This window comes from Paenibacillus sp. CF384 (genome assembly GCF_900106745.1).
Classification (GTDB): domain Bacteria; phylum Bacillota; class Bacilli; order Paenibacillales; family Paenibacillaceae; genus Paenibacillus_Z.
Map to the genome: position 1 here is coordinate 17,200 of NZ_FNNV01000002.1, position 25,280 is coordinate 42,479.

A 25,280-nucleotide genomic window follows, 5' to 3' on the forward strand; every position below is an offset into this window, starting at 1 on the left:
TAACAGAAATCGGGGGAGCGGAATTTCTCCAATCCCCCGACCTGCGCAGCTTATAAGTTATTCGTCTTTAATGATGGCATCAATCTTCGGTACAGCGGAATCCATCGCTTCTTTCACAGAGATGCCGTTTACGACAACTTGCTCAAGCGCCTTATCGATTTGAGTTTCGATTTCGGCCCATTTCGGATGGATCGAGCCCCATGGCTGACGTGCATATTGCACTTCGTCTACGAACACTTGCTCAATCGGCTTGTCCTTCGCATACTCTTCTTGCACCGATTTCACAGCGGACAATTCCAGTCCCGATTCAACGCGGCCCTTCTGGCCTTCAACCGATTCGGACATGAATTTTGCAAGCTTGTAAGCTGCTTCCTGATGCTTCGTTGAAGAAGCTACGCCCCAGCCTGCTTCGTACATAACGGAAACGCGTTCTTTATTGCGAGGCAGACCAACGACACCAAGCTTGCTGATATCGAATTTGCCGGATTCCACCGTATCGTTGATTCCAAGAAGCGTCCAGTGACCGGATACTTGCATCGCTACTTTACCGGATTGGAACCACAGATCGCCAAAAGCTTTCTTCACCGACGGTGTCGGGGAAACTTGCTGCTTCACGAGATCTGTGTACATCTGCCAAGCTTCTACCGTAGCCGGGCTATTCAGATAACCATCAGCGGTTGTGCCATCCTTATCGAGCACGTCAGAGCCGTTTTGCCATACGAATGGAATGGATTTGTAGAAGTAAGGGTCAGCGGACATACCGTAAATGTCGGTTTTGCCATCGCCGTCTTCATCCTTAGTCAGCTTCTTAGCCGTATCCAGGAAGTCCTGCCAGGTCCAGTTATCCTTCGGATAAGCTACGCCCGCTTTATCAAATACATCTTTGTTGTAATACACGACCATTGGCGTGAAGCCGCGTGGGAACTCGTACAGCTTGTCGCCGCGAACGCCGATGTTATACACGTTCTCGAACCAGACGTCTTTGTTGAATTCAGTATCGGTTTGTGTAAACGGAGCCAGGTCAAGCAATGCATTATTGTCAATAAATTGCGGCAGTAATACAGAGTCAATCAGGAATACGTCCGGCGCATTGCCGGCTGCGATGGAAGACAACAGCTTCTGCGTTGCGTCATCGCCTGGAATCGGTTCATATTTGACGGTAATGTTCGGATTTTTCTTCATAAACGCATCGATCGCTGCTTGTTCGGCTTTAGCTTCTTCTACAGCTGCGCCGGATGAAACACGCAGCTCGAATTTCTCTTGCGAATCCGCATTCGTTGCATTTGCATTCGTAGTTGCTGCATTCGAATCTGTGCTGGACGTATTTGCGTTCTCAGCATTGTTGCTTCCGCAGCCGGCAAGCAGCGTCGTAGCTCCTACTACCGATGCCAACATATAACCTTTCCACTTCTCCATCTACTTTCACTCCCCTTATATAATGAAATTCTGTTTTATACAAACACGATCTCGTCGAACAGAACCGTAAAGTTCCCTCCGCAAGAAGCGATCTGTAGCTCAAGTCGGCTAAGCTCATTCAAGTCAGGATGACCGGCATGACTTTGCACCCAACCGGTTTGCTCACCGGTAAGCGGGGTACGAATGTTCGACCAGCCAGATCTGGCTTCGGAAGCAATCTGCGTCCATTCAAAGAGCGGACGAGCGGACACCCATTGCACATATTGGCTGTCATTCTGCTTCAGCCTTACGGTAAACGCGGATGACGGGAAACCGCCCCATGTTTCATGCGAGAACTTGATCCAGAAGCTGAGCTCACTTCCGTTCAGCGACAAAGCTAGCGCAGAAGTCTCGGCCGGAATCGGAAGCTGAAGTCTCACAAGCGACGATGCTGCTTGCAGCTGCAAGGCTTGTCCCTCACCAGAGCGCGTCTGATCGTCGCTCCTAGTGAGAACAGCCGAATGATTCGGAACAACTGCGGCCAGCAGCGCTTGGTTCACATCTACGCGATGCTTGATTTGTTCTGCCGCATGCAGCACATTCAGGTCAATCCAGTCCAGATCCGCTGTACCGTTTGTTCCGATGACGGTCAAGCCTACACGGTAGAAGCCCGCCTGCTCATAAATGTGCTCTACTTTCGCCGTTTCCCTAATCGTGCCGTCTCCCATATCCCAGCGATAAGTGAGCTGGCTGCCCCCGGATGCATCCCGGCTTGCGGTAGCATCGAATTGGACGGCATATCTCGCACGCGGTCGCTCCGTCAATAGATCGGCTCTGGCGATTGGAGGCTCTCCCTCCGCTTCACCGACGATCACGTCTGACACGTTAATGTCTTGATGGATGTCGCCGCTACCGTTACCGGTGATACGGTTCCCTACTATATAGAGCTGCTTCGCATGCTTCATATAGATACCGTACGTGTCGTTGTCGGTTATTTCATTTTGCTCGATGATCCAATGACTGGCTTCGTAGCCTTCTTTGTATCCGATAGCAAGCCCGACGCTCTTATTGTGGTGAATTCGATTGCGCCGCATCGTGAAATGACTGCTGGAGCCATTCACGACTGCAATGCCTGCATTTCCGAATTTCTCCGGTGCGTTCGCGATTCTCAAACCGTTATAAGCAGCCTCATTCTCGATCAGAACAGCATGGCAAGAGCCGCCAAGCCAGAATCCGTAGCTAGAGTGGTTACCTTTATTGCGGACAAAAACGTTGCCCGGATCCCATACTTCCCAAGCGTTGTTGTGAGCATAGGACGCATCATTGCCTTCGAAATAGTTTCCGGTGCTGACAAATCCGTTCAAGGATCGGATGAATACGCCGTCACCGCCATATGTAAAGTCATTATTCAAAATCCGGTTATCATTGGAGCCGCTTTCGATCAGCACCGAGGTCGAGTCTCTTGCATGTACCTCTCCCGGTGCGATTCGAATACCGTAGCTCATTACATTGCCATCAATTTCGTTTTGAGACGAACCCCATAGCTTCAGGCAGACGTTCGTGCAATGGGAGAAGATGTTGCCTGTAATCCGATTGCGTTCCGCATATTTCAAATCCAGGCCGTTCCACACTCGGTTGCCTCTGTTTCCGGCGATTACGCTATCCGAGACACGTTCTAGCATCAACGCGCCAACAGACTCCCCATCACCCCATCCATAGTCAGGGTCCGTGTAATTATCCGAGAGGTCATTGTTTTCGATTACCCAGCCGGAACCGTTCGTTATTTTCATACCTGTCTTGAATCCATGCAGCTCCAAGCCTTTGACTGTTACCCCGTGATATCCGTTGGAATAAAGCCCTGTACCATCGTAGGAATGAATGTTGCCGATCTTGCCGCGTCCGCGAATGATGGCTCCGTTGCCATCAACCGTGATGCCGTTTGCTGCGATAATCAAGCCTTTACTGTTTGGAAAGCTATATTCACCCGGCTCGAAAACAACGTCTTCGGTAATAATCATGCCGGCATATGGCTGAATTACTTTCGTCATCTTGTAATTTACGCCCCCGTATCTGGAGTGAAATAATCGCTATCATACCAATCGAATTCCTGCCGCTATCCCTTCGGAGGCGCCGTCGTTTCACGCTCTATGACGTTTCCTCTTACAAGCTGCTTCGCCGTTTTCCCATCCGGCATATGGCCGGTCGTGATCATTTCGCAAAGCACTTTGCCAGCGATAAAGCCGACTTCGAACATCGGCAGCGAAATGGTTGTCAGTCTTGGCCGTGCATATCTCGCAATCGTCCGATCATCGTAGCCCATCACCGAAACATCTTCCGGAACACGAAGACCACATTCTCTTGCGGCATCGATGATGCCGATAGCCATCATGTCGTTCGCGGCAAATACGGCTGTTGGCGGATCTTCGGAGCGGAATAGCTCGAGCGCCAGTCGGTAGCCGCTGTCCTCGAACCAATCGCCGTGCTTCACGTATTCGGAGCGGAACGGGATATGATTCTGATTCAGCGCTTCCGTATAGCCATTCAATCGGCGGATACTGGAATACCAATCTTCAGGTCCGTTTATGTAAGCAATCTTACGGTGATTCAGTTTAATCAAGTAGTCAGTCGCATCATGTCCGCCGGCAAAATCGTCCGTACACACGATGCTGACAGGCTCCTCGGCACTGCTATATCTGTTGATGAGCACGAAAGGCAGCTTAGTGGTAGGCACTTCGGCAAGTGCATCAAGTGTGGAATCCGCCAGAATAACGCCATCCATCTGCATATCCGCGAAGTAATCAATGGCGGACTGCTCATTCTCCGAATCATGATGCACATTCCAGACCAGCATGCTGAACCCGCTCTCACGCAGCGCATGTTCGACTCCCTTGGCAATCATGCCGCTCAATTCATCGGATACATCGTCCGTGATCAATCCGATCATCGAGGAGGACTTCTGTCTGAAATTGCGTGCCAGTAAATTCGGGCGGTAGCCCATCTCCTCTGCAATCCGCTGAATGCGTTCACGAGAATTGCGGCTAATCTTATCGTTGTCGGCAAGTGCCCGAGAGACCGTAGCTGCGGACATGCCTGCCGCCTTGGCAATATCGTATATGCTTACCACTGACTTCACCCCTCTCATGGTTCATTTATTCCAATGCTTTGCAATCGATTGCAAAACTTCACAACTTCACCTGCAAACGTTTACACTTCCTGTCTAAAAGTTATTGTAATCGATTGCATTAATTCCTGCAACGGTTATTTTGCAATCGATTGCAGAAAGGATTGCAGAGCGGTATTAACTTCGTCCTTCTACGCGAACAGGACTCCCTGTACGGATGGATTGACGAATGGCTTCCAGCGTCGCGATCGTTTGGAAACCGTCCTCCGCATCCGGCATCGCTCGCGTTCCCTGGTGCAAGTTCCTTGCAAAATGCTCGGTATAGTTCACAAACTCGCCAGCATGATGATTCACGCCTTCAAACTGAAAATAGTGATAAATATCCTCAAAGTAGTGTTCTGTCCGTTCCTTCTCGCCTTCGTACTTGATCTGCGCTTCCAGCTGAGGGTATTTGCCGATGAAGGTTCCCTTCGTCCCGTACAAGGCGACCTCAATCCAAGGGCGAGTCTGGTGCAGATGCTCTAAGCCGTAAAGGCCCAGCACGCGTCCGATTTTGCCGCTTCTGAATTTCAAATTGATGACGAATGTGTCGTGACCGTCAAACCCGCTGGCAATCGCAATATCCGATTGGCTGCTGTACGCCGAAACCTCTTCCACATCGCCCATGTACCAGCGAATAAGGTCTACCGGATGCGAGCAGCAGGCGAACAGAAGATCAAAGCCGCCTTCTCGTGCCCATGCCCGTTCATTGTAAAACCAGCGCATGTCATGCACATATTGCGTTTCCGCGAAGCTGAGCGTACCAAGCTTGCCCGCCTCATAGGCCTCGCGCTGATGCTGCATTGGGCCGAAGAAACGCGAGCTTTGGCCAACCATAAGCTGACGCTCGGGATTAGCCCGCACATAGGCAAGTACTTCCCTTGCTTCTTCCATCGAATTGACGAGCGGCTTCGTGCAAAGCACATGTTTGCCCGCTTCGAACGATTGGCGAATATGGGTGAAATGCATTTGATCCGGCGTATAGATCGCGACAAAATCGATATCCTCGCGAGCCAGCATTGCCTCAAGGGAGCTGTAAAAGTGAGGAACCGCATATTGCCGAGCGATTGTTTCTGCAAGCTGTTCGTTCGCATCACATACCGCGACTACCTTCAGCTCCGGATGACCGGCCAATCCTTTTACAAGTCCCTTACCTTCGCCGAGACCGACAATGCCTATGCCGTACTGGCGGCCGATTGGTGTAAAACGTCCATGTCCTTCCATGCTTCATCTCCTCCTATTTCGGGATATTAGTTGCTCGGAAGCAGGTAATCCAACGTGCAATCGAGCAGATAAAGTGCAGCCGGATTACGTTCAAGTCCGTCAGGCTGGCTACCTAGACCGCCTTCCAAACGCAGTGTGGTCGCAATTCGAGTTCCATCTCCGATTCGCTCCTCGATCATGTAACGGTCAAGCTCAAATATTCTGGCATCCAACCGGTCCATGATTGGCTTATGCTCACCAAGCTTCAAACGGTCGAAGACCATATCGGTTGCGAGCCCGAATAGGAGCATCGATGTATGGCCCTGATGCGGAAACTCGTTCATAATCGCATGGTCATGGAACAGCTGCAGCGATTCCCGCCAGAATGGCGCACGCTTAACAGCAAGAGGGCCGTATCCTCGCTCTATGTACAACGCCTTGCCTCCTGCGGCGACGTAGCGGTCCATCTTCTCCGTCCATCTGGAAGTAAGCAGCACTTGAACGTTATCGTTAAGGCTATCGCCAATCTCCGACCATGTTCGAATGGCGGGATGCAGACTTGCCCATTCACGGAACAATCCGTTCGCATCATCAACTGCAATAGCGGCAAGCTGGGACTCGGATCGGTCGGCCTTCGGCAGCACCCAGATCGGCCACGAGTTGGTCGCGACAATGCGCCCTTCCGACTCCAGCTCTACTTGAAGCACCACTTGAAGCGCTGTTTGTGTTTCGGGAAGCGTCCATTCCGCAACAGCCAATTCCTTGAAGTCTCCTACTCGAAGCTTATCGACTTCACGCGTACCTTCGTTCGCAGAGCGTCCGTCAACAATCCATGTCCAGCGAAGCATAGCTGCGTGAATGGCTTCCGCACCATAATGCGACACCGCAAGATGCGGTCTGATTGACTCGCCCGAGGCATAGTTGTTCGGATCCCATGTCGTCAATCGGTCGCCGCCGTTAATCCAATTTCTGCGTGCATCCCAGGTTGCCGTAATCATAGTCGCGCCATTAATTTGCCGGAAACGCTCAGGCGGCTGCTTCCACTCTCCAAAATCATCGAACACCGCGCTTGATGCAAGGCCGGAATCTTGAATGGACGTCAGCGTATAGCCATTGATGTGCGGGTACGCTCGAACTTGTTCCAGCACGGATTTGCGGTATACATACGCGCTTTCGCGTGCGTTGGCTGTGAGCTCCTCTTCCGTAAACGGCAGGGGAAGCATCGCTAATTTCTCATCCTGGCGGTGATATTGCCAGCGCGCATCTCGTGCTACAGGGTTGACAGTAGGATCGGATTTCAGCCACCATGGTCTCTCCCCTTTGCGCCGTATCACTTCAGACAACGGCCTGAATTCATCGTAATCGCAGAACTCCCCGAATACCCATGGCTTCTTCTCCCGCCAAGGCGAAGCGAACCGACTCAGCAAATCCGGGTAGAAATGAACGTCCGTATAGAAATGGTAGTCATAGAAGTCGGCATATTCCTTCAGTAGACCTCCGTAGCATTCTCCTGAGCCGCTGTTGTCGCGTATGATTGCCCCATTGGTTAACTGCTTTGCCTGCTCGTACAGATCTTTCAGAAAATCAGCGTCCGCCTCATGGTTCAGCTCACAGCCCAGCGTCCATACCCCAATCGAGGTGTAGCTGCGAATTTCCTTAATGATCGCCTCATACTGCTTGAATGCACGCGTTTTGAACTCTTCGTTTACCTCCGGCAGCCACATCGGCAGCTCCTGCCAGATGACGAAACCAAGCTCATCGGCTAGCTCGAAATAATCGCGAACGGGCACATATAAGCAGTGCTTGACCATGTTAAAGCCGCCATCCTTCAGCCGGAGCAATTCCGTGCGGATGGCTTCGCGATCCGGTATCGGTGCGACTAGATCGCCATACCAGCCCCAATGAAGGATACCTCGCAGATGAATGCGCTGGCCGTTTAACAGCAGCTGTTCACCTTCAATGGACCAGTACTTCACCCCGAAACGATGCTCGTATCGATCTACCGCTTGGCTGTTTCTTTTGAGCGTCAATGAAAGCTTATACAGGTCTGGGCTCTCCGGGGACCACAACTTGATGTTCGCTCCCGCCGGAATCTCAATGACGCCGGTGTTATCAGCTGCGGCGACTGATATCGGAAGCGTAACCTCGCTTGCGATCGATCCATCCGGCGCATGAAGAACGGCGTGAATCGTCCATGTTCCCTCAGTGGACTCGCCTTCTAAGCGATAATTGACCGTCACTGCTTCCGTGCCCGGCAGTGTTTGAACGAACACATCCGCAAGCTCGGCTTCCGGAATGACACCGAGCTTCACCGGCTTCCATATCCCGCCGAAGATGACGCCTACATCCGGCAGAAATCCGGCCAGACATTGCCGCAGCGGATACTTGTCGCCTTGCTTGTACACGCGAAGAACCAGCTCGTTCGTTCCGCCTGCATGCAGCGCTTCACCTGTCTCGATTCGGAAGCCGCTCCAGCCTCCCTCGTGCTCGCCGATCCGCTCTCCATTCAGCCATAACTCACAGAAGTAATTCACGCCTTCAAAGTCCAAAGCCGTTCTTTGTTCTTGCCATTCTGCAGACGCCTCAAACGACAGCTTATACCATACAGCCCCGTCCGACAGCTTGTTATCCGTCAGCACATCCCAACAGCCAGGCACTTGCGCTTCCTGCCATTCGCTCGCGGCAAGCGCTTCTGAGGGACTCCCATATTGATGGTCAAAATCAAATAACAGCTTCCAGTTTTCCGTCAATCTTACCGATTGCTGCAGCATGTATCACTCACCCTTTCGACCTCAATGATCCTACGTAATGCTGATAATTAGTTCCAACCTCGTTGTTCCTTCTCCCCCCTCCGAATGCCTGAGTCCCCCCAAGTTGGTAGCGGTTACAGACTAGCATGGGAGATTTTTGTCTGTCAAGCAGTCATTTCCAATCTGATTGCACGCAAAAAAGCCGCGGAGCGTCCAAATTCCTGACGCTCCGCGGCTTCTATTGACATTCACTATACCGAAAATAAATCTAAATTGAAGGTCGGATGACCTTCTAATATTTTAACCAGACCACCAAACTCAAGCTCTTCAAATTTACGTGTCGCCGCTTCGTGTTGGATCTGCCAAGAGCAAGCCGACAGTTCGCAGCGTACAGGTGCATTAAGGCGAATGGTCGCCAAATCCCGTGACAAGTGTAACATATCGAGATCCGCTTCGATTTTACCACGAACGCCTTCAGGCAGCTTATCGAGGTTCAGCAGCACGCCTTCGATCGATTGATATTCGAGAATCAGCTTGAGCGCTGTTTTCTCGCCGATGCCTTTGACGCCGGGGTAATTGTCGCTTGTGTCGCCCATGAAGCCTTTCAGGTCAATGACTTGGCTCGGCGATAGCTGCTTCTCTTCCAGAAGCAGCGCCAAATCGTAGACGGCGTAATTCAGCTTACCCTTCTTCATGATGACCACTTTCACCGTTTCACTTACCAGCTGCAGCATGTCGTGGTCACCGGTCAGGACGTAAACCTCTGCTTCACCGCTTAGCTGCGTCGCTAATGTGCCGATGCAATCATCAGCTTCAAAACCGACGACACCCACGTTCTGAATGCCCATTGCCTCTACGACTTCTTTGACCAAATCAAATTGAGGAATAAGCTCCAACGGTGCCTCGCCCCGATTTCCCTTATAATCCGCGAACTGCTCCGTTCGGAACGTCTTGCTGCCCATATCCCAACAACAAATAACATGCGTCGGTTTAAACGTATTGATTGCATCGAAAAAATATTGTATAAATCCATACACCGCATTCGTCGGCAGCCCAGCACTTGTTTTACGAATATAGCCTGTATAAGACGTGGCATAGAAGGCTCTAAACAAGATCGCCATTCCGTCCACGAGCAGCACTCTGCGGTTGTTCGTTTCTTGCATCCCCATATCTCTCCCCTGTCACATTTATTTATTCGCCCCTGATGAATCTCCCGATTCGTTCAGCAGCCTCAATAAGCCGCGCTTCCTTCTCTACCAAAGCAATTCGGACATAACCTTCCCCTTGCTCGCCGAAGGCATCTCCGGGAATGACGGCAACTCCGGTCCGTTCGAGCATTTCCCGGGAAATGCGACGCGATGTCCAAGGCTCCGACAATTGCCACTGCATAGGAGGCAGCTTCGCCCATATAAACATCGTAGCTTTAGGTGATGCAATCTCCCATCCTTGCTCTCGAAGTGCCTCAATGAATACGTCACGCCTTGTCTCATAGAGAGCTCCTACCGATGGTTGATCCCCTAGCATATCCTGCTGCAGAGCAACGATGCCCGCTTCTTGGACAGGCAGAAATACGCCATAATCGATATTCGCTTTCAACTCGCGCAGCGCAGCTATCGCCTTCTGATTGCCTGCCAGGAAACCGATTCTGCAGCCCGCCATATTGAAACTCTTCGATAGTGAATGAAACTCTACCGCTACTTCATTTGCATCCGAAACTTGCAAAATACTAGGAGGTTTATACCCGTCAAAAGCCATCTCCGAATAAGCCAAATCATGCACGATCAATACGCCATGACGTTTGGCATAAGAGACGGCGCGCTCGAAGAATGGGATATCCGCAACGGCCGAGACCGGATTGCTTGGATAATTGAGCAGCATAAACTTGGCTCTCTTCCACACATCCTCGGGAATCGCTTCAAAATCAGGCAAAAACCGATTCTCTGCAAGCAGCGGCATCCGATAAGGCTCCACGCCTGCAACCGCAAGTCCAGCCATATAGACCGGATACCCCGGATCAGGAACCAGCGCAATATCTCCCGGATTGCACAGTGATAGAGCCAAATGTCCAAGTCCATCCTGCGATCCCATAAGGGAGAGCAGCTCATGCTCCGGATCGACTTCAATGCCGAATCGATACGCCAGCCAATCGGCTGCCTGACGGAGGAACTTCACGCTCCCCTTGGAGCCTGGATATCCGTACACATCCTCACGCAGCACGGCATCGCTTAAGGCTTGCCGAATCTGCAGCGAAGGCGGCAAATCCGGGCTTCCGATGCTAAGATCAATGACGTTCATCCCAAGGCGCACAGCCTCTCTTTTCCACTCAGCCACCTCGGCAAATATTGACGAGCCAAGCTCAGACAATCGATCCGCACGCCATTCTTTCGTAGTTGTCACCTGACGAGTACCTCCTTAGCTCTCTGCGCCGCTAGTTGCCCCAAACACGATCGTAATCCTCATCCTTGAAACCTACGGTTACCGTGCTGCCATTCGTAACGATCGGCCGCTTAATCAATCTGCCGTTCGAAGCAAGAAGCTCAATCTTCTCCTGCTCCGTCATCCCCGGCAGCTTATCCTTCAGACCCAGCTCTTTGTATACCTCGCCTGAGGTGTTGAAGAATTTCTTCACTTCAAGGCCGCTATTGGCAATAATCGTTTGCAGCGTCTCTACGGATGGCGCCGTATCAAACACGTTATGCGACTCCAGCTCATAGCCCATTCCTTTGAGCGTCTTGATTGCACTGCGGCAGGTGCCGCATTTCGGATATTCGTAGATTGTCAGCTTCTTCATGGCGTATCTCTATCTCCAGTTCATGGTTGTTATCGTAATCGTTATAGTTTCCGAAGCTCGGTCTCGAGCTGCCGCAAATCCTCCGGCAGCGCCGCCTCGAACGTCATTCGCTCTCTTGTAATCGGATGCGTAAACGACAATATCGCAGCATGCAGCGCTTGCCGCTGCAGTAACGCTTCCAGCGAAGCCGCCACTTCCGGCGCCTCAGCTTGCTTGTCCTCACCTGCATACCCATAGAGCTTGTCCCCAAGCAGCGGACAGCCGATATGCTTCATATGCACCCGAATTTGATGCGTACGGCCTGTTTCCAGCTTTATGTTCAGCTTCGTTGCCGCACCGCTGCCGTAGACCGACTCTACTTCATAATGCGTGATGGAGTCATAGCCATCAGGCGTTACGACGCGCAAATGAGGATTGACCGTATCCCGATCAATCGGTTCATGAACCGTGCCTGCAGCCTCAGCCGGACTGCCGTACACATAAGTTCTGTACCTTTTATCCACCTCACCGGCTTGGAGCTGATCCGAGAGCTGCTGGTGAATATAAGGCGTCTTCGCGATCGCGACCAGACCTGATGTTTCCTCATCCAGGCGATGAATAGGGCGAAACCGTACTTTCTCCCCCTGCTGCTTCCAATGATACACGACCCCGTTAGCCAGCGTCCCCGTGTAATGCCCCTGCGTGGGATGCACTACAATTCCGGGCGGCTTATTCACGATAAGCAGGTCCCGATCTTCATAGACAATATCGAGCTCCATCTGCTGCGGCAAAATATCAGTAGACTCTTCCTGCTCCATTCGAAGCTCGAGCAGGTCACCACTAGATACGCGATCATTGGTATAAACGCGTTCTCCGTTAATGGTAATTCCATGCTCAGTCTGTTTCAGTCGTGACAGCAGTTTACGAGAAACGCCCATACGGCGCTCCAGCACCTTACGGACGATCTTGCCGTTGTCCTCTTCTTCGATAACTAAGGTGAGTGGTTCATAATAGACAGCATTAGTCATTGCTCTTGGTGCGAAACACGTCCGCGCTCCTAATATATTCGGTATCCGGTATGCCGAGCTTCACATTCGCGAAACGCGCAGCCGCGAAGAAATAGTCCGACAACCGGTTCATATACGTACTTACCGGCGGGTGCACCGATACTTCTGCAGTCAAAGTCACGATGCGCCGTTCCGCTCTTCGGCATACCGTTCTGCACACGTGAAGCAGAGCAGACACTTCACTGCCCCCTGGCAAAATAAATCGTTTAATCTCCGGCGACGCTGCCGTATGCGCATCGATCCAGCTCTCCAGCCGAGTAGCTGACGCATCGGTCAGCTTCAAATCGCGCCCGCTCGGGTCCGCGAAGGCCAGGTCCGAGCCGCAGTCAAACAGCTCCTGCTGAATTTCCGTCAGCTCCGCAGCAAGCTCGCTCAAGCCATCACGAACGGCAATCGCTGCCGCTTGGCCGACAAAGCTGTTCAGTTCGTCAACCGTTCCGTAAGCTTCAACCCGGCTGTCATCCTTCCGAACTCGGCCGCCTTTGACCGATGTATCTCCACTATCTCCGGTACGTGTATATAGTTTCAAGGTGCTCACCTTCCTTTTTCGTAAAGTGCCTTTAAGCACAACCGCTGCGCGTGCGGATCATTGTTACGATCGCTGTTGTCCCCCAGATTTCTTTGATTATATAACTGATTTATCGGTAGAAATCCGGCTGACAAAGGCGAACGCTGACGCTTCTTCACAACGATTCCGCCCGCTCCGCTATGCTCTCAGCATAATACTCTTCCGTAAAACACAATAGCTCCACTATAGCACATATGCTCGTGTTGCAGACATCATTCCGACCAGTTGGCGCGCATTTCCTGCGTGCCAGTCCGCTGCTTCTTCCCATATATGGAAAGCAGAACAAGGCTAAACAGCAACGCGCAGAATGACAGGCCTGCAATGATCAAATAATAGGTTTGACCGGTTACCGATTCATATAACCAGCCGCCTGCGTAAGAGGCGACGATGCCGGATACGCCGAAGAATAGAAGCGCCAACACGGTTTGGCCTGTTGCACGCCACTCCTCGGGGACAATGCGGTACAGATATTGAATGGCTGCGGTATAGAAGATTGGGAACGTAAAGATTTGCAGCACTTGCAAATACGCAAGAAGATGAGGATCTGTAATCCAAGCCGACAGGAAGAAACGCACGAAGTAGAATAGGCTGGCGAAAGCGATTAGTGCCAATTCTCTGCCTTTGCGCATCCACCAGAAGCTTAGCGCAAACACGAGAATTTCGGTCCCGGCAGCGAGGAACCATGCTTGTCCGATCAGCTCTGGACCACCGCCCAACGCTCGCAAATAGACACCTAGATACGTATCATTAATTCGCGACGGGACAGCCGCAATAAAGATGAGGACGAGGAACATCAGCGTTTCACGATGGGTTAGAAATTGTCCGAGCTTCTTCAGTTTCACCGGTTTGCTGGCTGCCGGTGCATCCGCTACAGTGAAGCAAACGATGAAGCTGATTACGCCGATGACGGCGAAGAGTGGAGCCATCCCTTCAACGCCGAAATACTTCATCACATAACCAACAGCGAGCGACATCACCGCATAACCCAAGGCGCCGAACGTCCGAATAGAACCATAGCTGACGCCTCTGGCTTCAGCCGTTTGGAAATTCAAGCTTTCCGTAAGTGGATCCATCGACAGTAAGAAGAAGTAGAGCAGCATCGTAAAGACGACAAGCAGTATAAAGCTGCCCGAGGCATAGAGCATGTACCCCACAATAGTGGAGCAGAAGATGAGCAGTAGCAAAACTTTTCGAATGGTTTTGGTCCGATCGCTAATCATTCCCCAGAGCGGGGAAGCGAAGAGCGAAACAAAGCCCCCTGTGCCAATTATAAATCCGATCTTCGTCGCAGCAAGTCCCTGAGCATCCAGATAGACGGGCAGAAACGAAATAAACATGGCCAATAATGCAAAATACAAAAAATTGAATATTCGTAAATTAGCTGGTGATTTCATCGCAAATCTTAACTCCTCTTCAAGTTGCAAAAAAGAAAAGAAGCCCTGTTAAGGACCCCTCTCAGGTGAAAAAACGGTGGCACGAGTCATTACGACTGCTGCGCCCAGCTTCTTCTGAATTGCATATATTCATTTATCTTCTTATCCAGACGGCGGCTCAAGTCAATCACTTTCTCTGATCCGAATGTCGCTTCTTCGACATAAGACTGTTCCATCTTCATGCGCAGCGCATATATTTCGTCTTCCAATCGGCGTATAGATGATGAGGACAAAAGCTTAAGACCCGTTTTCGCACAAGTCATGGCCATCCCTCCTGTCATCACTCAACAAAACCTAACGACGCTTGTGCAATGCGTTTATAAAGTTTTATTAAATTATAACAAAGTCTGACAAAAATGAGTATACCTATTTTAATTTCCCTTAAGTTTCCTCACATAGATGCCAATCCGCTCAATCGCTTCCGTAATTTGATTCACGGAAGTCGCATAGGAGCAGCGTAGATGACCTTCTCCGCCAAGTCCGAATACATCGCCGGGTACCGCAGCAACCTTCTGATCGTTCAGCAAACCCGTGGCGAATTCCTCGGAGGTTAAGCCAAGTCCGGCAATGGATGGGAATGCATAGAAAGCGCCTTGCGGCTCATGGCATTGCAATCCGATATCACGGAAACCCTGCACGACGAGTCGACGGCGTTGATTGTAAGATTCCACCATGCGGTTCTTTTCATCCATGCCGTTACGAAGCGCTTCAAGCGCTGCTACCTGCGACATGTTGGATGCGCACATAACCGTGTATTGATGGATCTTCAGCATAGCCGAGATAAGCTCGCTGTGTCCGCAAGCATAACCGATCCGCCAGCCCGTCATCGCAAACGACTTCGAGAAGCCGCTCACCAGGATGGTGCGATCCTTCATACCCGGCATCGAAGGGAAGCTGACATGCTTCGAGCCATAAGTAAGCTCCGCATAAATCTCATCGGAAATCACGATAAGATCGTTCTCTTCCACGACTTTCGCAATCGGCAGCCAATCTTCATACGTCATAATTCCGCCTGTTGGATTGCTCGGATAACAAAGGATAAGCACTTTCGAGCGAGGTGTAATCGCTGCTCGGAGCGATTCAGCCGTCAGCTTAAACTGATCCTTCGCGAACGTTTCTACTCCGACAGGTACTCCCCCGCTTAGCGCAGTAATTGGTGAGTACGAAATGTAGCAAGGCTCCGGAACCAAGATTTCGTCGCCCGGCGAAATCAAGGCGCGCAGTGCCAAGTCGATTGCTTCGCTTCCACCTACAGTCACGAGAATCTCATTCGCTGGGTTATATGCCACATCGAATTCACGATCCATGTAGATTCCAATCTCTTCGCGCAGCTCAGGTGTTCCAGCATTCGAGGTGTATTGGGTCTTGCCCATTTCAAGCGCATAGACGCATGCTTCGCGCACATGCCATGGCGTTACAAAGTCAGGCTCACCGACACCAAGTGTAATAATATCTTTACGACCGCTTGCTAAGTCAAAAAACCGCCGGATACCGGAAGGTTTAATGCCTCTGACTTGCGGAGACAAGTAATCAGCCATCGACGTGCGGCGCGTCAGCGTGCCGCTTTGCTTCTCTTCATCTTTTATCATAAGCAATCACCCTTTACGGTGAGACGAGAAGACGGTGGTCGTCCTCATGCTCTTCGAATATAATGCCGTCTTGCTTATATTTTTTAAGGATAAAAAAGGTCTTGGTAGAAAGGACGGCATCGATCGGGGACAGCTTATTGGATACGAAGGAAGCAACGTCTTTGAGCGTTTTTCCTTGCACCTCAACGAGCAAATCATAGGCGCCCGACATGAGATAAACCGATTTCACTTCCGGATATAAATAAATGCGTTCCGCAATGCCTTCAAAGCCGCGGCCGCGCTCTGGGGTAATTTGGACTTCAATAAGTGCGGTTACTTTCTCATCTTCAACCTTGCTCCAGTTGACAACGGTCGCGTATTTGACGATGACGTGATCCTGCTCCATCTCCGCAATCGCCTGCTTCACCTCCGCCGCTGGTGCGTCCAGCATTGTCGCGATCAGTTCCGCGCTGCGTCTTGCATCTTCTTTCAGCAGTTCAAGTATTTGCATTTTCCGTTCATTCATCGTCAAACCCTCCTGATTCTTCAAATCGTCCGCAAAGCTTACAAGCCTGCGATGCGAAATAGCTATAAAGACTATATTACAACGAATCCAAGCATCCTGCAAAGTAGAAAAGCGCGGCAGCCCGCCTGCTTTGACCAACTCATCGAAGCCGTCAACCTGAAAATAATGCAAGAGCTGTCGCATCTCGCGGCAGCTCTTGTTTTTGAAAGCTATAGGGCGACAAAGATTACATGTAATACGGATTGGAATTTCCCGGTCCGGGACTTTGATTGGCTGGCTGAGTCGGATGATATTGACCGTAAACAGGCGCATTGCGGTAACCGCCATACCCCAGATTCAATTGCTGCAGAAACTGCTGCGTCTTCTGTGAGGTTTGTTGATTTTGCTTGAGCTGCTTGTCGATTTCTTGGCGCAGCGCACCTGATGAGGCGCTGTACATATTGTTTTGCTCCATGATTTTATAAAGATGTCCCTGCATTTGCAGCGTACTATTCATTAAATTAGTGAACAGCTGACGAATTTCTTGGCAGCTTGATTCTGTAGCTGCTGTTGCATACTCGCGAACAACGCGTTTGAGGTCTGCCAGGACCGTGTAAGCGAGGTCTTCATCTGATAATATCGGTTGGGCTTGTCCCTGTTGTTGAAACATGCTGCTCCTCCTCCTTAGTTCTGGGGCTGTGTCGGTGCCAACGGCTGGTGCTGGCTGAGCGCTTGAAGCAGCATTTGTGTGTGCTGCTGATGGGTCTGGATCATTTGCATACTTGCTTGCTTTAACGCTGGTGTGGTCGCCGAAGCGGCCATGACCGCATTTTGTTTGATGAGCAAATCCTCGTTTGACAACGAATCGACCACATATTCCATTTCTTTGGCAGTTATCGGTTGAAGCAATGTATTCCCTCCAGTGTTTCCATTTCATGTAGTACTTGAATACCATTCCCGCAAAAATCATTTCCTATGTAGCCGGCCTCTCCGCATGCGGGGGAAGAAGCCGGTGAAGGGTACTATGGTACTTATTAAGGAAGATGGACCGTCTTTACGTGATCGAAGTGCAAATATACCGCATTCCCGCCCGCTGTCGATAGTTCGATCATATTTTGATCGAGACCTTTGAGGACACCAATCTTATTCGGGTTCTCGCCGAGATCCAGAATGACGAACTCGCCGATGAGCTTTCTCAGCTGTTGATCAAACGTACGCGCCAGTGTAATTGGAGATGGTTTAAGCGGAAATTGCTCCGGAGTCAATGTGTACGGTGTCACGTTAGGATTGTAGGGAATTAAATATTTGAGATGGTGCAGTGAAATAATGACGGAATGGTAGACCGGTGAATAAAAGACGAAGAAATCATTCATCACGCTCGTGAGGTAGCCATGGATAGACTGATTCCCGGTAATATAAAGCTCAGAGAACATCCCTTTGGCATTCATCAGCACTTTGCGATAGGAAATGGGATCATTTTGCGGTTCGAAAGGAAGTTCGGGTACATCGATTTCTTGGGCTTCACTCTTGGCAAGACGGAGCTGCTGCAAATGGATTAAAGGAACATACAGAAATTGCGTACCGTTATGAAGCACGAGAATATCTTGACCTATATCAATTAATTTGCCGCGAATAGGAATTGTTTTGCCCGAAATATCAAGCTCGACATAACGGTCTAATAAAGGGTGACGATGTTTCATGAAAATCGACCTCCTCTCATCCTATTAATTGCGTTCATGCATATAGACAGCGTAGACTGGCAAGCAGTCCTGCCGGGATGACAACTTTATTCCATCGGCACCCCTAGGCCGGATCCATAGGAAGAACCCAGCCCGGGCTGCGACGACAATCTGAAATGCCAAATCGTTACCAGCTGCCATTCCCGAGATACGACTAGGTATTTGTGTGCGGAAAATAAGATACAGCAGCCCTGGTAGAATTTATGCATCGAGATAAAGAGATAAGCAGATGAACGGAACTTCGAAACCTAGTACCGCATGAAATTGAGAGGTACGGCAAGGCTGCTGCCGGGGCTGGCAGAATTCATTAGCCCCGGCTTGCAATCAGCCTTATTTACCACCATAGTAGCCTGGTTTTTTGTTTCCTTTTTTACCGGCTTTCTTCGTTGCGTTGTTGCGTCCGGAAGCATTTCCGCCGCTGCCGCCACTTCCACCGCTGCTGCCGCCAGATCCGCCAGATCCGCCAGATGATCCGCCGCTGCTGTTGCCTCTGCTGCCATTGCTGCCTTTGCTGCCTTTGCTTGCATAAATACCTGCGGTTTTAACTGTTTTGATGTGATACAGCGGGATTTGAACCAGTTCAGGACCTACAACGAGCAGCAATGCGTCGTTGCCAACACCTGCGATGAAGCCTTCGATGCGTTCTGGTCCACCCCAGTTAATTTGAACGAATTTTTTAGTCAGATCACGAAGCACACCTACAAAGCTGCCTGCCTCAATAAATTTAGCGTGGGATAAACCAGTGGAGCCGCCAGGAAGATCTGTAATACTTTTTACGTGAGCAGTGCTGACATAAACTACGCCACCTGTTGTTTTCAGAACCAGGTAACCTTGTTTCACAGCGAGTAAACGACCTTCTACCGACTCAGGACCGCCGCGATTAATGCGAACCATCATACCTACTTGAGCTTCCAAGAAATTGTGACCTCCCGAATGATGACTTTTGTGACTCTTGTGGCTTTTGTGGCTTCTGTTATTGTCGCAACATGAGTTTGTTCCCGCCACTTGGTTCGCTCCAAATGGTTTGCTGCTAACTGCATTGTTTCTGACATCCATACCAAAATCCCTCCATAATTAATAGATTTTGACCTGTACCACGTAGACCACCGGTGCAAATTACGTTACGATCACGACTACCAAAATACCGGTTCATCCATCTCGCTTCGACATTCATCCCTCCATTACTTGCCCCGGTGAAATCTATCATGGGAGACAATTTATAATGTATTTATATGTATCCCATATGTGAGCGGTACTAGATTGATATCTATTTTCTATAAGATTAAGCATATGACCCAGTCCGATTACTAGATTCGCGACATAGCTTGTATAGAAACTATTAATAAGGAGATGAAATCTCAAGTGTCCAACAACAACAATAAATCGACAAGAGGCAGCAACGGCTCCCGTGGCTCCCAAGGTACTGGCGGTACTCAAGGGTCCCGCGGTTCCAACGGTTCGCGCGGTACTGGCGGTTCACAAGGTTCCCATGGTTCTCATGGGACAGGCGGTACTCAAGGGTCCCGCGGTACTAACGGCTCGCGCGGTACTGGCGGTTCACAAGGGTCCCGTGGTACTAACGGTTCGCGTGGTACTAACGGTTCGCGCGGCACTGGCGGCTCCCAAGGCTCCCGCGGTACTAACGGTTCGCGCGGTTCCCAAGGTACTGGCGGTACTCAAGGCTCCAACGGATCATACGGTTGGGCCGGCGCTGAGCCAACACAAGATACCAATGGCTCCTGGGGTTACTCTTACGCGTTGCTGCTTGGCCCGGTAGCATTCAGCTCGCGTAACTCCGGCGGTTCACAAGGTTCTCGCGGCACCGGCGGTTCCCAAGGCTCCCGCGGTACTGGCGGTTCCCAAGGTTCCCGCGGTACTGGCGGTTCCCAAGGTTCCCGCGGCACTGGCGGCTCCCAAGGTTCACGCGGCACTGGCGGTTCCCAAGGCTCCCGCGGCACTGGCGGCTCCCAAGGCTCACGCGGTACTGGCGGTTCCCAAGGTTCCCGCGGTACTGGCGGCTCCCAAGGTTCGCGCGGTACTGGCGGCTCCCAGGGTTCTCGCGGTTCCAACGGCTCCCGCGGCAGATAATCTGTGACCAATAGACATCTACCCGCATAGTGTAAATAAGCTGAAGCCTATCGAATGCGATAGGCTTTATCTTTTGCCTAAGGAGATGGTCTAATGTCCGGGGAAGGACTGCCTACTCGAAAAATCACAATCAACAACGAGGATTTGAAAAGGCTGGAATCCAATGTATGGAGCAATGAATTTGCTCCCGTGAAGCTGGAGATGAACGGAAAGACGATAGATGCTCAGCTGCGATTCCGTGGCGGTCACACCCGCAATTATCCGAAGAAATCCTATGAAATTCATTATGGAAACAATCAAATTTTGCACTGGAACGCGGAAGTCGATGATCCTTCTATGATTCGTAATGCGCTCTCGTTCCATTTCTTCAATATGATCAACGTGCCCTCGCCAAGAACCAGACATATGTGGCTGGAATGGAACGGCTACCCGCACGGCGTTTATTTGGAAATTGAATCGGTTGATGATACGTTCTTCCGAAGAAGAAACATCGGTTCGCAAGCCTTAATCTATGCGGTCAACGATAAAGCGAACTTCAGCCTCTACGACTCGGAAACCGGCGAGTTGAAAGAATCACTCTTCGACGGCTACCGTGTGATGAAAGGATCCGATGAAACGAAGTCGAAGCTCGTAAGTTTCGTAAAACGGATTAACAATCCCGCGAACAGCTCCTTGAAGAGCTATCTTGCTTACCGTCTCGATATCTATTTATATTTGAAATGGCTGGCTGGCGCTGTCTTGACGGGCAATTATGATGGGTTTGATCAGAACTACGCTCTGTATGATCATACCAAGAGCGGAAAGTACCGTATTATTCCGTGGGATTATGAGGGAACCTGGGGCCGCAACTGCTATGGAAGACTGTGCGGAAGCGACTTAGTGGACGTAAGAGGATATAACACGCTTACGAAGAAGGTATTGGCTTTCAAATCGCACAGACAAATCTATCGCAAAATTCTAACCAATCTACTTGCCAGTAAATTTACGGTCAAAACCATAGAGCCGATCATCGCCGACTTGTACGAAAATTTGAGACCCGCTATTCGAGATGATTTCACGCGAAAATGGCCCTTATACGCTTTCGATGATGAGCCGCAATTGTTTATCAGCTATATCGAAGAACGCAGGGCCATTGTGTTGGATGAGCTTAGTAATTGGGTGGATTAGGCAGATTGGCTTGCGTACGTTATTCGTACGCAGCATTCTGCCAAAAACTGATTGGTTTGCGTTCGAATCCAAGGATTCGAATGCAGCATTCAGCTTGCAGATTGGTTTGCGTACGTTAGTCGTATGCAGCATTCAGCTTGCAGATTGGTTTGCCTACCTTAGTCGTACGCAGCATTCTGCCAAAAACAGATTGGTTTGCTCGTACGCAGCATTCTGCTGCTAAAACAACCCCATACTTAAGTATCGCTCGCCGCTGTCCGGGGCGATGCAAAGTACACGCCCGCCATCTCCAATTCGGCGGGCTTCCGCCATTGCCGTCCAAACGGCAGCTCCCGAGGAAGGACCGAGGAGCAGCCCTTCTTGGCGGGCTAACCGGCGCATCGTCTCGATCGCGTCGTCATCGGACACCTGAACGATTTTATCGTAGACGGAAGTATTCAGAATAGCCGGAATGAATCCGGGGCTAGTGCCGACAAGCTTATGCGGTCCCGGCTTGCCGCCCGACAATACAGGCGACCCAAGGGGTTCCACGACAGCTACATAAAGTCCCGGAATCGCGGCTTTCAGCGCCTCGCCGGTTCCCGTAATCGTGCCGCCGGTTCCCGCCGTTGCAACGAAGACGTCCAAGCGTCCTCCGGTTTGACGGATGATCTCTTGCGCGGTGGTGCTGCGATGAATCGCCGGGTTAGCCGGATTCTCGAACTGATTCGGGATGTAGCTCCCCGGACGTTCGGCCTGCAGCTCGAAAGCGCGTTTGATCGCGCCTGGCATTCGCTCTGCAGCCGGCGTCAGTTCAACCTCGGCGCCATAAGCCTTCAGCAGCCCGATGCGTTCCTTTGTCATGTTATCCGGCATGACCAGAATGAGCTTATAACCTCTGGCAGCCGCATTCATAGCGAGTCCGATACCGGTATTCCCGCTGGTCGGCTCTATAATGGTTGCACCCGGCTTGAGAATGCCACTGGCTTCTCCCGCTTCGATAAGCGCGTAAGCCGCTCGATCCTTTACGCTTCCGCTCGGATTGAATCGCTCCAGCTTAACCAGCACTTCCGCTGCTCCCGGCTCTTTCAGCCTGCGGAGCGCAACGACCGGCGTATCGCCAATCAGCTCCGTTACATTATTTACAATACGGGGCATACCCAGCCCTACCTTCCATTGTCAGCCTCGCGAAGAGGCTCGTTCTTGATTGCCGTTCACCCTCCCCAGCACGGACCGCATCAGCCACCAGCCTACAATCGGAAAGGCGCCTACGATCAGCATTAAGGATGGAACAATATAGGGGGAACGGTTGATATACGGTAAGATGAGCAAATAGGAAGTTACTCCGATGATTCTGCCCACGGTTAAACCGGCCTCACGAAGAATGACATACTCCTCACGCTGCCGCGCGCTGTCCTCATCGCTGCCGATGAGATCAAATACAGCCGATGTCATCGGGATGATATATAGCGGCATGAAGAGTGCCGTTCCCAGACCCCAGATGAGCAGCGTGCGATAACTGGTCGGCCAGAATAACACGCCAATAACAGCCGTAATCGCGACAGCCCCGATCAGCATCGCCATGTTTCTTCGATTCGGTTTCATGATGCGTCCGATCAGCCAGAAGCTCACTAATGCAACAAGCGAGGTAATCAGCGAGAAATTGCCGAGCTTCCCTTCATTCTTGGTTGCAATGTAGACGAGCAAGCCGATTAAGAACATAAATACGCCCTCGCGCACGCCTTGCGAAACAATCGAGGGCACCGCATAACGCCAAGGATTACCTCGCTCCTTGAGTACTCGCAGTCCTTGAAACCACTCATATTTCCCACTGGTTTCACGTTTCTTCAACCAGAAGCTAAGGACTACCGCAACGGCGAAGATGATCGAGGATACGGTAAAAATAATACTGTAACCCCGTTCCCCGCTGTTAGCCGTTATCAGCCAGCCCGAAATCCAAGGCGCAATAATGCCTGCACCGGAGCCAAGCAATCCCGCCCAGCCATTGAATCGGTCCCGATTGCCAGGCTCCGTAATTTCGAAGTAGACGACATTAAAGGCGAGCCAGAAGCAGCCATTGCCGATGCCAATCAATACGCCAAGCGGGACGACATACGTAATCGCAGACTTCCCCAGCATGAGTACGACAAAATAGAAAACTCCGGACAGCGCGACGCCGAGCCGGAGGCTGTTCATTTTGTTATGCTCCTTCACCCATTTGCCGGCCAGCCAGAACGTCAGTCCGCTTACGATAAACTGCGTAAAATTAAACCAGCCGATTAACGCGAAGGATTGGCTCGCTTTCCATAGATAAACCGGCAGAAACGTGCCGGATAGCGCATTCGCGGTGCCAAGCAGCGCTTGGACGGCAAGCAGTAATATCGCTTGGCTGTCCAATGTACTGCTAGTAGAATCACGTTTACTTCCCCCACCTGATACAGTCCGCAGCTTCTCCCGAGATTTTCCCGCGAACCAACGTGATTGCACAGCATGTTTGCCTTGCTCCAACAGAATCCCTCCCGCCTGCTGCATGATGCTGCAGCTTTCTAGGCGTAAGTTGCCCCCATTAGAGACCTAACATGCCGAAACAGGCTGAATTACAAGAAGTTTCCATCAATGGGCTCGCCTCGCCTGTCGCCGAGTAACTCCCAGCCTACCAGACGCTTAGAACTCTTAGTCGCTTAGCTAGATGAAATGTTGAATTTCAGGCAGCATTTTCACGAACCAAGGTGCCAGTCTAGTCTTCCAGCTCCACTGCTTTGGTCAGCAGTTGAACCAGTCGCTCTTGATCCTGTACGGAAAGTCGGTTCTGCGTATGGAAACAGGACGGACATACATAGAGCTGCAGCTGGAACGGTGTCGAAACAATCGTTTCTCCGAGCGCCGCAGGTGTTCTTGGTTTAAACTGTTCTTGCGTAATAATTTGCGTGCCGGCCTCTAACATGAACTCTCGGCATGTTGGACATTCCGGCGCTTCCAGCTGTTCATCCAGAATACGCGCCATCGTCTCTTCCAGCGCGAGCTGATCTCGATTATACGGTCTTAGATCCGATAGGTCACGGGTTTCATCCTCATCCCAGCTGTCTTCGTCCAGATCCGCTTCCTCGTCCATCTCATCGTCCAATTCCTCGTCCGGCTCTGCACCGCCGAGCGTCAGCGTCCGGTAGCCTGACAATTCATTATCGCAGTGCGGACAATTACGTTCCGGGCCGATTTCTTCGTCCCATACAATTTCAGTGTGGCACCATGGACATATTGGCTGCTCTTCGTGTGTATCGCTCATACCGATTCCTTCTTTCTATTTCGCAATTATTGTAGTAAATAAACGACGCCAAAAACAACAAATAAAGCGGCTAATGCAAATAAAGTTCCCCATAAATATTTCATCGGTCGAGCCTCCGAGCCGTTAATAAGTTTCATATCCGTTTCGTAATCATGCAAGAATGATGCTGTACATTAGACAACTGTGGCACCAATGACGTAAGAAAGCGAGATCGAAATAACCATGGCAATGAAACCTACCGCCCGATTGTCCTTCTCAATTTCTTCGTCAATGCGAAACACAGGTGTCAGAAATTCGAATAAAAAATAAGCAGCAATAAGCAAACCGAACCCGTATGTCGCCCACACCAAGCTATGATACACGCCTTCACTGGCTTCGATGGAGAACCGGAACAAGTTGCAAATCCCGAAGATTTTGCCCCCTGTCGCCATCGCCACTGCCATATTGCCGCGTTTGATTTCTTGCCAGCATTTATATCGGGTAACAAATTCAAAGAAATACAAGAAAACTAGCAGCGCCAGCACCGTCACCGAAACATAAGCAAGCGAGGCTGCAAATCGATTGCTGAGCAATTCGTCGATTTCATGTTCCATCTCGAAGTCCCA

Annotated in this window: 25 protein-coding genes; 3 read left to right on the forward strand and 22 right to left on the reverse strand. The window is 50.8% G+C overall.

What is annotated here, in order from left to right:
* Positions 1–57 precede the first annotated feature (57 nt).
* The 18 genes from BLW29_RS05820 to BLW29_RS05905 all read right to left on the reverse strand — a co-directional run bounded on the left by BLW29_RS05820 (position 58) and on the right by BLW29_RS05905 (position 19,073).
* Complete coding sequence (locus tag BLW29_RS05820; RefSeq protein WP_090977219.1) at positions 58–1,416, reverse strand: ABC transporter substrate-binding protein; 1,359 nt, start codon at positions 1,414–1,416, stop codon at positions 58–60.
* Positions 1,417–1,451: 35 nt separating this feature from the next.
* Positions 1,452–3,443: a right-handed parallel beta-helix repeat-containing protein gene (locus tag BLW29_RS05825; protein ID WP_090977221.1), complete on the reverse strand. Its 1,992-nt coding sequence runs from the start codon at positions 3,441–3,443 to the stop codon at positions 1,452–1,454.
* 65 nt (positions 3,444–3,508) lie between these two features.
* Positions 3,509–4,519 carry a LacI family DNA-binding transcriptional regulator gene (locus BLW29_RS05830; protein ID WP_177186500.1) on the reverse strand — a complete coding sequence of 337 codons (1,011 nt, stop codon included), beginning with the start codon at positions 4,517–4,519 and terminating at the stop codon, positions 3,509–3,511.
* A 174-nt stretch (positions 4,520–4,693) separates the two neighbouring features.
* Positions 4,694–5,779 (reverse strand): Gfo/Idh/MocA family protein, encoded by a 1,086-nt coding sequence (locus tag BLW29_RS05835; RefSeq protein WP_090977225.1) that lies wholly within the window; start codon positions 5,777–5,779, stop codon positions 4,694–4,696.
* A 26-nt stretch (positions 5,780–5,805) separates the two neighbouring features.
* Positions 5,806–8,529 carry a glycoside hydrolase family 2 protein gene (locus BLW29_RS05840; RefSeq protein WP_090977227.1) on the reverse strand — a complete coding sequence of 908 codons (2,724 nt, stop codon included), beginning with the start codon at positions 8,527–8,529 and terminating at the stop codon, positions 5,806–5,808.
* 230 nt (positions 8,530–8,759) lie between these two features.
* A complete protein-coding gene (locus BLW29_RS05845; protein WP_090977229.1) occupies positions 8,760–9,671 on the reverse strand; it encodes a 5'-3' exonuclease in 912 nt (303 codons plus the stop codon).
* Between the two features lie 28 nt (positions 9,672–9,699).
* Positions 9,700–10,905 carry an aminotransferase class I/II-fold pyridoxal phosphate-dependent enzyme gene (locus BLW29_RS05850; RefSeq protein ID WP_256208391.1) on the reverse strand — a complete coding sequence of 402 codons (1,206 nt, stop codon included), beginning with the start codon at positions 10,903–10,905 and terminating at the stop codon, positions 9,700–9,702.
* A gap of 31 nt (positions 10,906–10,936) precedes the next feature.
* Complete coding sequence (locus tag BLW29_RS05855) at positions 10,937–11,299, reverse strand: arsenate reductase family protein (RefSeq protein WP_090977232.1); 363 nt, start codon at positions 11,297–11,299, stop codon at positions 10,937–10,939.
* A gap of 41 nt (positions 11,300–11,340) precedes the next feature.
* Positions 11,341–12,306, reverse strand: coding sequence for an RluA family pseudouridine synthase (locus tag BLW29_RS05860; RefSeq protein ID WP_090977234.1), 966 nt, complete (start codon positions 12,304–12,306; stop codon positions 11,341–11,343).
* Positions 12,299–12,874 carry a cob(I)yrinic acid a,c-diamide adenosyltransferase gene (locus BLW29_RS05865; protein ID WP_090977237.1) on the reverse strand — a complete coding sequence of 192 codons (576 nt, stop codon included), beginning with the start codon at positions 12,872–12,874 and terminating at the stop codon, positions 12,299–12,301. Before BLW29_RS05865 ends, BLW29_RS05860 begins: the two co-directional genes overlap by 8 nt.
* A gap of 251 nt (positions 12,875–13,125) precedes the next feature.
* Positions 13,126–14,307 (reverse strand): MFS transporter, encoded by a 1,182-nt coding sequence (locus BLW29_RS05870; protein ID WP_090977239.1) that lies wholly within the window; start codon positions 14,305–14,307, stop codon positions 13,126–13,128.
* 89 nt (positions 14,308–14,396) lie between these two features.
* Positions 14,397–14,609 carry an aspartyl-phosphate phosphatase Spo0E family protein gene (locus tag BLW29_RS05875; protein ID WP_240547782.1) on the reverse strand — a complete coding sequence of 71 codons (213 nt, stop codon included), beginning with the start codon at positions 14,607–14,609 and terminating at the stop codon, positions 14,397–14,399.
* A gap of 108 nt (positions 14,610–14,717) precedes the next feature.
* Complete coding sequence (locus BLW29_RS05880; RefSeq protein ID WP_090977243.1) at positions 14,718–15,935, reverse strand: aminotransferase class I/II-fold pyridoxal phosphate-dependent enzyme; 1,218 nt, start codon at positions 15,933–15,935, stop codon at positions 14,718–14,720.
* Positions 15,936–15,948: 13 nt separating this feature from the next.
* Positions 15,949–16,440, reverse strand: a complete 492-nt coding sequence (locus BLW29_RS05885; protein WP_090977785.1) for an Lrp/AsnC family transcriptional regulator — start codon at positions 16,438–16,440, stop codon at positions 15,949–15,951.
* A gap of 226 nt (positions 16,441–16,666) precedes the next feature.
* Entirely contained in the window at positions 16,667–17,089 is a 423-nt protein-coding gene (locus BLW29_RS05890) for a spore coat protein (protein ID WP_090977245.1), read from the reverse strand.
* Between the two features lie 14 nt (positions 17,090–17,103).
* Complete coding sequence (locus tag BLW29_RS05895) at positions 17,104–17,328, reverse strand: hypothetical protein (protein ID WP_256208395.1); 225 nt, start codon at positions 17,326–17,328, stop codon at positions 17,104–17,106.
* A 125-nt stretch (positions 17,329–17,453) separates the two neighbouring features.
* A complete protein-coding gene (locus tag BLW29_RS05900) occupies positions 17,454–18,119 on the reverse strand; it encodes a DUF2642 domain-containing protein (RefSeq protein WP_090977246.1) in 666 nt (221 codons plus the stop codon).
* Between the two features lie 369 nt (positions 18,120–18,488).
* Positions 18,489–19,073: a hypothetical protein gene (locus tag BLW29_RS05905; RefSeq protein WP_090977248.1), complete on the reverse strand. Its 585-nt coding sequence runs from the start codon at positions 19,071–19,073 to the stop codon at positions 18,489–18,491.
* Positions 19,074–19,520: 447 nt separating this feature from the next.
* Between BLW29_RS05905 and BLW29_RS05910 the strand changes: the two genes are divergently transcribed.
* The 3 genes from BLW29_RS05910 to BLW29_RS31605 all read left to right on the forward strand — a co-directional run bounded on the left by BLW29_RS05910 (position 19,521) and on the right by BLW29_RS31605 (position 21,636).
* Complete coding sequence (locus BLW29_RS05910; RefSeq protein WP_090977250.1) at positions 19,521–20,246, forward strand: hypothetical protein; 726 nt, start codon at positions 19,521–19,523, stop codon at positions 20,244–20,246.
* Positions 20,247–20,339: 93 nt separating this feature from the next.
* A complete protein-coding gene (locus BLW29_RS05915; RefSeq protein ID WP_090977252.1) occupies positions 20,340–21,413 on the forward strand; it encodes a CotH kinase family protein in 1,074 nt (357 codons plus the stop codon).
* Positions 21,388–21,636 carry a hypothetical protein gene (locus tag BLW29_RS31605; RefSeq protein WP_218147090.1) on the forward strand — a complete coding sequence of 83 codons (249 nt, stop codon included), beginning with the start codon at positions 21,388–21,390 and terminating at the stop codon, positions 21,634–21,636. Before BLW29_RS05915 ends, BLW29_RS31605 begins: the two co-directional genes overlap by 26 nt.
* Here BLW29_RS31605 and cysK read toward each other — a convergent pair.
* From cysK to BLW29_RS05940, 4 genes are all read right to left on the reverse strand, one after another.
* Positions 21,633–22,550, reverse strand: a complete 918-nt coding sequence (gene cysK, locus BLW29_RS05925) for a cysteine synthase A (protein WP_090977256.1) — start codon at positions 22,548–22,550, stop codon at positions 21,633–21,635. The genes BLW29_RS31605 and cysK overlap by 4 nt on opposite strands.
* A gap of 21 nt (positions 22,551–22,571) precedes the next feature.
* Positions 22,572–23,900 (reverse strand): MFS transporter, encoded by a 1,329-nt coding sequence (locus BLW29_RS05930; RefSeq protein ID WP_256208396.1) that lies wholly within the window; start codon positions 23,898–23,900, stop codon positions 22,572–22,574.
* A gap of 229 nt (positions 23,901–24,129) precedes the next feature.
* Positions 24,130–24,675 (reverse strand): hypothetical protein, encoded by a 546-nt coding sequence (locus tag BLW29_RS05935; protein WP_090977259.1) that lies wholly within the window; start codon positions 24,673–24,675, stop codon positions 24,130–24,132.
* Positions 24,676–24,848: 173 nt separating this feature from the next.
* Positions 24,849–25,268 carry a DUF350 domain-containing protein gene (locus BLW29_RS05940; RefSeq protein ID WP_090977261.1) on the reverse strand — a complete coding sequence of 140 codons (420 nt, stop codon included), beginning with the start codon at positions 25,266–25,268 and terminating at the stop codon, positions 24,849–24,851.
* Between the last annotated feature and the right edge of the window lie 12 nt (positions 25,269–25,280).